The organism is Salinivirga sp. (assembly GCF_055145285.1).
In genome coordinates this window covers 26258-34511 of the sequence record NZ_JBSRDC010000068.1, presented here as the reverse complement: position 1 = coordinate 34511, position 8254 = coordinate 26258, and the positions used below count along the sequence as shown (strand labels likewise).

The 8254-nt window shown below is 35.7% G+C and carries 8 protein-coding genes; all 8 read right to left on the bottom strand.

From position 1 onward, the window contains the following. Nucleotides 1–510 precede the first annotated feature (510 nt). The 8 genes from ACTB0Y_RS14615 to ACTB0Y_RS14580 all read right to left on the bottom strand — a co-directional run bounded on the left by ACTB0Y_RS14615 (nt 511) and on the right by ACTB0Y_RS14580 (nt 8086). Nucleotides 511–747, bottom strand: coding sequence for a ribbon-helix-helix domain-containing protein (locus ACTB0Y_RS14615; RefSeq protein WP_463207574.1), 237 nt, complete (start codon nt 745–747; stop codon nt 511–513). A gap of 211 nt (nt 748–958) precedes the next feature. After that, nucleotides 959–2986 (bottom strand): tetratricopeptide repeat protein, encoded by a 2028-nt coding sequence (locus tag ACTB0Y_RS14610; protein ID WP_463207573.1) that lies wholly within the window; start codon nt 2984–2986, stop codon nt 959–961. A gap of 234 nt (nt 2987–3220) precedes the next feature. Continuing rightward, nucleotides 3221–3478, bottom strand: coding sequence for a Txe/YoeB family addiction module toxin (locus tag ACTB0Y_RS14605; protein ID WP_463207572.1), 258 nt, complete (start codon nt 3476–3478; stop codon nt 3221–3223). A gap of 1 nt (nt 3479) precedes the next feature. After that, entirely contained in the window at nt 3480–3731 is a 252-nt protein-coding gene (locus ACTB0Y_RS14600; protein ID WP_463207571.1) for a type II toxin-antitoxin system Phd/YefM family antitoxin, read from the bottom strand. 322 nt (nt 3732–4053) lie between these two features. Continuing rightward, a complete protein-coding gene (locus tag ACTB0Y_RS14595; RefSeq protein ID WP_463207570.1) occupies nt 4054–4557 on the bottom strand; it encodes a GNAT family N-acetyltransferase in 504 nt (167 codons plus the stop codon). Next, nucleotides 4554–4838, bottom strand: coding sequence for a type II toxin-antitoxin system TacA family antitoxin (locus ACTB0Y_RS14590; RefSeq protein ID WP_463207569.1), 285 nt, complete (start codon nt 4836–4838; stop codon nt 4554–4556). Before ACTB0Y_RS14590 ends, ACTB0Y_RS14595 begins: the two co-directional genes overlap by 4 nt. A gap of 127 nt (nt 4839–4965) precedes the next feature. Continuing rightward, nucleotides 4966–7011, bottom strand: coding sequence for an OmpA family protein (locus tag ACTB0Y_RS14585; RefSeq protein WP_463207568.1), 2046 nt, complete (start codon nt 7009–7011; stop codon nt 4966–4968). Nucleotides 7012–7018: 7 nt separating this feature from the next. Further along, nucleotides 7019–8086, bottom strand: a complete 1068-nt coding sequence (locus ACTB0Y_RS14580) for a tetratricopeptide repeat protein (RefSeq protein ID WP_463207567.1) — start codon at nt 8084–8086, stop codon at nt 7019–7021. Nucleotides 8087–8254 lie beyond the last annotated feature (168 nt).

Genomic DNA, 8254 nt, shown 5'->3' with positions numbered 1-8254 from the left:
CATAAAACTGGCACAAAACGAATCCGAATTAAAATTGCGCGCGCCCAAAAAGTGGCACAATTTGAACCGGAATTAGTGGCACAAACCACTCCGGAAATGGTGGCACAAATCGAATCAGATTATCCACTGATACCTTAAAAATCTATATTTATTTTCTGGTTGGTATTTCTCTAGTGAATCTATAGCTTTCTCTATAAATTGTTCATTATTCGACTTCAGGGCAAAATTAAAGAATAATGCAAAATTTTTGGAGCCCTTGATATTATCCCAATCAGTTGAATGGTATTTATTGCTTGAGCATCCTAACAGGAGAGCGCTTAAAATTAATAATATGATATGTATCGTTGCTTTCATATTGGTGCCAACAAATGCGGGTTTGAAGCGTACGGCTTTCTTATAAAAACCTCAAAATTTGCTCCGTAGCCGACCGAATCGCCGTTTGGCGCTGAGCTCAGCTCCGCTAAAACTTTGTTTGACAAATTTATATTTTCTTCCCGTAAAAACTAAGTTTTAATCAAGTTGAATCTTTGATTGTACAAGTATCTGTTCTTTGCCGTCACTGGTAAATCCGCTATTCTCAGCCCGCTCTAATTTTGATTTAATCCAGTCAATTTGTCGTTGTTGCTTTCTGGCTTGCCGTATTAAATCGTTGACTAATTCACTCTTACTTGAATATTCGTTGCTTTCAACTTGAGCTTTTAACCAATCGTCATTTGGCTGCGTGAATGAAATACTTTGTCTAGACATAGCGTAAAAATACACCCAATTTACATTGACAGCTCCCCATTATAGTTTTCAGCGTCTCGGCTATGAGGAATTGACTTTTGTGGGTTATATCGATTCATAGTTGCTCTAAATTTAATGATGGAAAAGAAACTTCAATAAACTACTATACTGCGATTGCTTATGAGCTTGGCACCAGTCAATGATTTAAATACCTATAATTATAAATATCTTTTTATTTTAATTTTTCTAGTTTATATGGTATTGTAAAACTAAATAATGAACCTACACCAATCTCACTTTCAACCCAAATTCTACCATTGTGCTTTTCTACAAACTCTTTGCAAATAATCAAGCCCAAACCTGTGCCAGCTTCATTTTCTGTACCTTGTTTTGTTGTATTTTCCCCAATATAAAATATTTTAGATTGTAATTCTTTTGAAATTCCAACACCATTATCTTTCACAAATATTTCAACCGATTCATTATCATCTGTTATTTCAGCACCAATTAAAATTTTGCCAAATTTGGGCGTAAACTTTATTGCATTTGATATTAAATTTCTGATAATAGTAAAAAGCATATTTTTATCTGCTACAACATAAGTATTTTCAGGTATTTGATTTACCAATTCTATTGATTTGTTTTCAGCTGAATGACTTAATAATTGACGGGTTTCATTATACAACAAGTATAAATTTATTTCTTCAGGTTTAAATTCAATACTTCCTCTTTGCAGGCGGGACCATTCCAATAAATTCTCCAGTAGTGTATATGTTTGCTTTGATGTATTATGCAACATTTGAGCAATTTCTTGAACTCTTTTAGGCGGATATTTTAAGAGATTTTTAACAAGCAAATTGCTAAAACCAATTAATGTATTAAATGGGCTTTTCAAATCGTGGGCAATTATTGAGAAGAGCTTGTCTTTTGTTGCATTTGTTTCAGCAAGTCTTTTATTTACCGTTTCCAATTCTTTTTTTGAAGTCTGAATTTCTTCTTTTTGTCTATACAATAGTTCATTTAATTCTTGCAGTTCAATTAAAGTCTTTGAAAGTTGATTCTTTTGTTTATAAATTATAGTATTCTTTTCACTTAGTTCTTTATTCTTCTTTTTCTTTATCATCAAACGGCTATATATAAAAATAATCAGTAATATTGTCAGTAATAACAAAACAATGAGAAAAATTCTTAGTATTTTGTTATTCTTATTTGTTAGCTCACTGATTTCAATATTCTTTCGTAGTAATCTATTTTCTTTTTCTGTACTTTCTAATTCATACCGGGCCTGCATTTCAACTATGGTACGAATTTTTTTATCATTAATAATACTATCACTTAATTCCTTATATAATATATAGTATTCAAGGGACTTTTTATAATTACCAATTGCTGAATAGTATTCTGATATATTTTTATAACTCTCATCTATTTTTTCTTTTGCATTTGTTTCTTTTGCATGTTTAAGCCCTTTATAAAAATATTCTTTTGCTTTTTCATATTTCTTTTGTTGCAGATACACATCCCCAATATGATTCATTGACATTGACTTACCTAGAGTGTTTTGTATTTTATTACTTAAATTCAGGGCTTTATAAAAATATCGCAATGCTAATTCATTATCAGTTTTTAATTGATATACAATTCCTATATCATTGTAAAGCCAGATTAAAAAAACATGTTCGTCTGAACCTTTAATAATATCTAATACAGATAAATGCTGTTTTAACGCCTGGTCAAGATCTCCCATAAGCATATTTAGTTCTGCGATATTATTTATAATTTTGGCATATTCAATTTTATCTCCTGTCTTTTCAATAATAAGAGAAGATTCAGAATAATTTTCAATTGCTTTTTCGTAATTTTTCAAATAAGTATTTACCATCCCCAGGTTATTCAAATTAAAGGCACATAGCTTTTCATTCTGAATTTCACGAGCAATAGTCAGGGATTTTTGATAATATTTTATAGCCTTATCGTATACACCCATAAACCAGGCATTTACGCCACCATATAATAAGGCCTTTGCCTCCTTGTTTTGGTCATGGTATTTTTCTGCCAATTTGATAGCTTTGTTAGAATAAAACAGACCTTTACTAGGGGCAATAGTCCAGTGCGCTTTACTTAGCTGTATTAAAATATCTAATTTGCTTGTGTCGTTTACAAGGGGCAACTTATTTATTAAACTATCAATTTTATTATCACAAAAAACCGAATTGATTGATATTAATAAACACAATATTAGAAGCAAAAAATATTTCATAAACTGTTTAACTTATATATATCTTTTTTAGACAGCCGACGTTGCGGCTGGTGAGAGTTTTCTTACTTGTAATATCCTAAAAATCTGCACATAGCCAAAACTTTGTTTTACAAATATACATTTTTACCTGTCAAAACGAAGTTTTGGCGGGGTTAAATTAAAACCTAAAACTCACGAAACGCACTGGCTGCCTTTGCTTTATACGCCGCTGTTAGGTTTTGTAATATCTTCTCTTTAATCATAATGAAATCGACACGAATAAATTAAAATCTGGTTGTCGTCAACTTGATAAACTAATCTATGTTCCTGGTCAATTCGTCGAGACCAATAACCCGCCAAATCGTATCGAAGTTTTTCAGGTCGTCCCGATCCTTCGAAAGGTGTCCGTTGAATCTCTTTAATCAGTTTATTGATTTTCTTAACAATTTTTTTGTCCACCTTTTGCCAATATAAATAGTCGCCCCATGCGTTTTCTGAAAATGTTATCGTCATTTTAGTCGTCAAGTTTTGGGGTAATGGTTTTTCCTGTTTTCATTTGTTCAATCGATTCATAAAGTCGATCAGCATTTTTCTTGGAGCTCAACAAATGTAATGTTTCCATTATCGAGTTGTATTCTTCCAAAGAAATCATCACAGTTCCTTTGCCCGTCTTGCGTTTTATGATTAATGTTTCGTTATCATCTTCAACGCTGTCAAGAAATCGCTTTAATTCAGCACGAAATTCTGAAAAGTTTGCAGCTATCATAATCGCTATTTTAAGTTCGTATTTATGTACAAATATACGTACTTGACGTGATATCGTTGCAAAAAAGAATGATTTTTTACGGATTTTTTAAAACCTAACGGTGGCGGCTTTGGAGCGTACGGCTTGCTTATAAAATTCTCAAAATTTGCTCCGTAGCCAACCGAATCGCCGTTAGGCGTGAGCTCAGCCAGCTAAAACTTTGTTTTACAAATTTATTTCATTAATCATCAAAATGAAGTTTTGGCGGGGTTAAATCAAAACCTTAAACCCATGAAATGCACTGGCCACCTTTGATTTATTCGCCACTGTTGTACACAGTGCTTTATTCAAATAATGATTTTATTGTTTTCATTGGTAAAAACATTTTTCCACTATCAGGTAGTTTAATAAATCCATATTTACGATAAAAATTTTCTGCTTCAGTATCCAATGGGTCAACAATAACAGCGAAAGCACCAATAGTATCGGATGTATCAAAGCATCTTTTTAAAGCATCAATTAAAAGTAACTTTCCAATCCCTTTCCCTTGAAAATTCTTATCAATCGCTAATCTTCCTATAAGCGTTGTTGGTATCGATGAATATGAGTTAGGAAGTTTCTTTCTATATGATTCAGGAATCAAGTGGTTTGAGATACTATTACTGGATAGCGTATAATAACCTGCAATACTATTTGAATCTTCTTCAATTATAGTAAAACATACTGATAGCTTTCTTTTTACATCTTGGCTTACTTGTTTATGAAAATAATTGTCTAGTAAACCTTTTCCACATTCGAAATCCTTTCTCTCACGTTTAGGATCAAGCGGAATAATTACATAATTCACTTGGCAAGTAATTTATTATATGCCTCCTTTGCAGCAAGCAAATTCTTATTTGGCTTTGGAGGATTAACTAATGCATCAAAGAATACTTCTTTATCTCTCTGAGAAGCTATAGTTTTTTCTCTTTCCTCAATAATCTCTTTTGCTTTGCTTTGGACTGTCGCAATAATAAAATCTGTTAGAGTTCGATATCCACCCAAGAAAGCAGCCCTTTCGAAAAATTGCTTTTGCTCCTTGGTTAACCTTGTATCAAACCTTGCTTTTTCATGATTTAACGCTTCCATAATTCAATATTTTTACAAATATACGGATAATTTCCGTACCTTCAATTTAATATACGGATAATTCCCGTACAAGGTTGCATTTGTGTACAACTTTCAAATAACCGAACATCACTCGCTGTTATTTCTATTATTTACTGAGTACCTTAAACTCTACGCGGCGGTTTTGCTGGCGGCCGTCTTTGGTGTTATTGTCGGCTATGGGCTGGGTTTCTCCGTATCCCACAAAAGTTAACCTGTCGGGGGCTATTTCCTGGGCTTTGATGTACTCGACCACGGCTTTGGCCCGATCCTCGCTAAGTTTTTGGTTCAGGCTGGCGCTGCCAGTGTTATCGGTATGGCCCGAAATCTCAATTTTCAATGTAGGTACATCTTTCAGCAATTTGGCCAGGCGATTTAGCTCGGGATATGAAGTGGAACGCAACACGGCCTTTCCCTGATCGAAAAACACGTTTTTCAGTACGATTTTCACATCTTTTTTAACATTATTGAGCAATATTTCCTTTTCAATTTCCTGATAGGCTGTAGCTTTTGGTATATTAAAATTTTCTGAATGGAACAGGTAACCCTCAGCTTTTACAGCAAGTCCATAGTTTTTACCCGAAGGCAGGGTTACAAGAAACCGGCCGGTTTTACTGTTCGAAAGGTTATTGAATACAATTTCATCCTTGTCGTTATCAACCACCTCAATGTTGGCCTTAATGGGTTGGTTTGTAATGGCATCTTTCACTACCCCTTTTACCACTGTGAGGCGTATGGTTATAATTTCCACTGATTTTTCGAGCACATTGTCGCTTACAGACTTCTCAAAGCTGGCAAGCAACTGGTCCTCATTACTCAAATAAAGTGGTTTTTCGGGTCCGAGAAAAGTAATTTGATAAATATCGTGGCGCCCTTTACCGCCCTCGCGGGTGGAGGAAAAATATCCGTGCCGGCCATCGGCAGAGAGTACCAGCGACAGGTCATCGTCAGGGGTATTGATTGGCATGCCCACATTTTCAGGTTTACTCCATTTGCCATCATCACCCCTAACAGATCTAAAAATATCAAATCCGCCAATGGTATTGTGTCCTATGGAGCTAAAATAAAGTGTGCGACCATCGGGGTGCATAAATACACTTTCCTCATCATAAGGGGTGTTAATTGCGGGGCCCAGGTTCCGGGCATCGCCCCAATTACCGCGGCGGTCTTTGTGCACCACATAAATATCCTTTCCGCCATATCCACCTTCACGGGCACTGATAAAATAAAGCACCTGGTCGTTATTGGCCAGCGAAGCAGAAGTCTCCTTTTCGCCGCTGTTAACACTACGTGGCAACCATTCGGGGTAACTCCACTCATCACCTTCAAGCACCGACGACTGAATATCGCCATTGCGTTTACGCCCATTGTATATGAGCAGCAATTGCCCGTCTGAAGCAAGACCTACTGTAGCGTCGTTCATATGTGAATTAAGCGGTTCACCTGCATTTACCGGACGCGTCCATCGGTCGTTTACCTTGTAAGAAATGTAAATATCTTCGTCGTATTCCTGGGTAAAATCATCCATTCGCCCACCCACAGAGCCTTCGCGGGTTGAGGTAAACATCATTTTCGACTCGTCGGCCGATATCACCGGACTGTGTTCCGTGTAGCCGGTATTGATATCGCTCAGATTATCAATAAAGGCACGTGCAGGCTTATCAACCAGTTCAAGGGCAGCTTCACTTTCTTTAATATGCTTGGTGGTATATTCAATATCTTCCACCTGATTGGGCAACAAGCCTTTTTTATATTCGCGATAAGCATCAAGCGCCTTTCGATATTGACCATTCATATGGTAACCCCGCCCGATATAATACATAATATCACGACTCACTGCTGGATCGAGTTCCCGGGCACGTAAAAAATATTTGAGCGACTTGTAGCTTTGTACAGAGGCCATATAGCTTACACCAATCTGAAAATTGAGCCTGGCATTATCCGGGTTAAAATCGTGTGCTTTAAGGTAACTTTGCAATGCAAGATAGTATTGCATATTGTCAAAATAATCATCGCCATCTTTGTAATGGCTTCGTGCATCACGGAATTCACTTTTTCGATCTTTGAAATACGATTTATCAAATGGCACATCCTGGGCTGAGAGTATCCCGGCAACCGAGATTAGTATAATGATAGCGGATATTTTTTGTATCATAATCTGACTAATTTTTGTAGTAGTTGATAAATTGTTGTGCTGCTTCTGAACCGTTTACCACAGCCTTTTTCCATGCTGCAATAGCACCTTCAATGTCGTTATTCATCTCTTTAGCAGAACCTAAGTTAATCCATGCCTGTGTATATTTGGCATTAAAACCTGTAGCCTTATTAAAAGCATCAATGGCTTTTGTGAAATTTTGCTTCTTCATCCAGGCTGCTCCCAAATTGTTATATGCATACGCATAATTACTTTTCAGATTAATCGCTTTTTCATAATTAGCAATGGCTTTATCATATTTTTTCAAATGATAATAGGCTGTACCACGATTGTTGTAGTAAAATGGATTGTCGTTGTCCATTTTTATGGCGAGTCCATAATTCAACGCAGCATCATCGTAATTACCTTTTTTGCGCAGGGCACTTGCCAAATTATTGTAAACCAAACTCTCAGTAGGATTGAGCTGACTTGCTTTTTTATAATCATCAACAGATTTGTCCAACTTACCCAGCATGCGATAGGCACTGCCACGGTCGTTGTAAATCTCCCATTTGTCATTAGCCTGACGAATGGCCAGCGTAAAAGATTCTATTGCTTTTTCGTAGTTTTTTAATTGAAAATGCGACTGACCGGTCAAATAAAACAAATCAACATCATTAAAACCAGTACGCATAGCCAGGTCAAAATTAACCACCGCTTTTTTATAGTCCCCGGTCTTAAAATGCACCAGCCCCATGGAAAAATATGCTTTAGCATAAGATTTGTCCAGATCAATAGTGGTCTCAAAATCGCTGATGGCGTTGTTGTATTTTTTCTGTTCAAAATAAGCCAAACCCCGATTATAATAGGCTTTTGCAAAATCTGATTTAAACGAAATAGCTTCATTGAACTTTGCAATTGCTCCACTGTAATCAGCTGCGCTATAAAGCTTTATCCCTTGATTGTAGGCAAGCTCAGCTTCCTGATTTTCAGCCACTACCAAGGTAGAACTCGTATCAACCATAGTAGAATCTGTTTGCCCAATTACAAAAAACGGAAGTATTATAAAAACAATCACAAGGAATCTGTTTTTCATTTTGTTTTTCATTTTTTAGTGATTTTTGTTCTTTTGATTTTCAGTGCAACAACAATTTAGATTATAATTACTTGCATAATTGTTGTAAAATTGGTACTTATTAGGAATTTTGCAATTAAAATTACGAATTTTGTCCTATACATAAAACAACTAGTCAAAATTATTATA

Bases quoted from the DNA above. Each gene is read 5' to 3' on its own strand.
- ACTB0Y_RS14615 (WP_463207574.1), bottom strand. From the start codon at position 747: ATGTCTAGACAAAGTATTTCATTCACGCAGCCAAATGACGATTGGTTA.
- ACTB0Y_RS14605 (WP_463207572.1), bottom strand. From the start codon at position 3,478: ATGACGATAACATTTTCAGAAAACGCATGGGGCGACTATTTATATTGG.
- ACTB0Y_RS14610 (WP_463207573.1), bottom strand. From the start codon at position 2,986: ATGAAATATTTTTTGCTTCTAATATTGTGTTTATTAATATCAATCAAT.
- ACTB0Y_RS14590 (WP_463207569.1), bottom strand. From the start codon at position 4,838: ATGGAAGCGTTAAATCATGAAAAAGCAAGGTTTGATACAAGGTTAACC.
- ACTB0Y_RS14585 (WP_463207568.1), bottom strand. From the start codon at position 7,011: ATGATACAAAAAATATCCGCTATCATTATACTAATCTCGGTTGCCGGG.
- ACTB0Y_RS14600 (WP_463207571.1), bottom strand. From the start codon at position 3,731: ATGATAGCTGCAAACTTTTCAGAATTTCGTGCTGAATTAAAGCGATTT.
- ACTB0Y_RS14580 (WP_463207567.1), bottom strand. From the start codon at position 8,086: ATGAAAAACAGATTCCTTGTGATTGTTTTTATAATACTTCCGTTTTTT.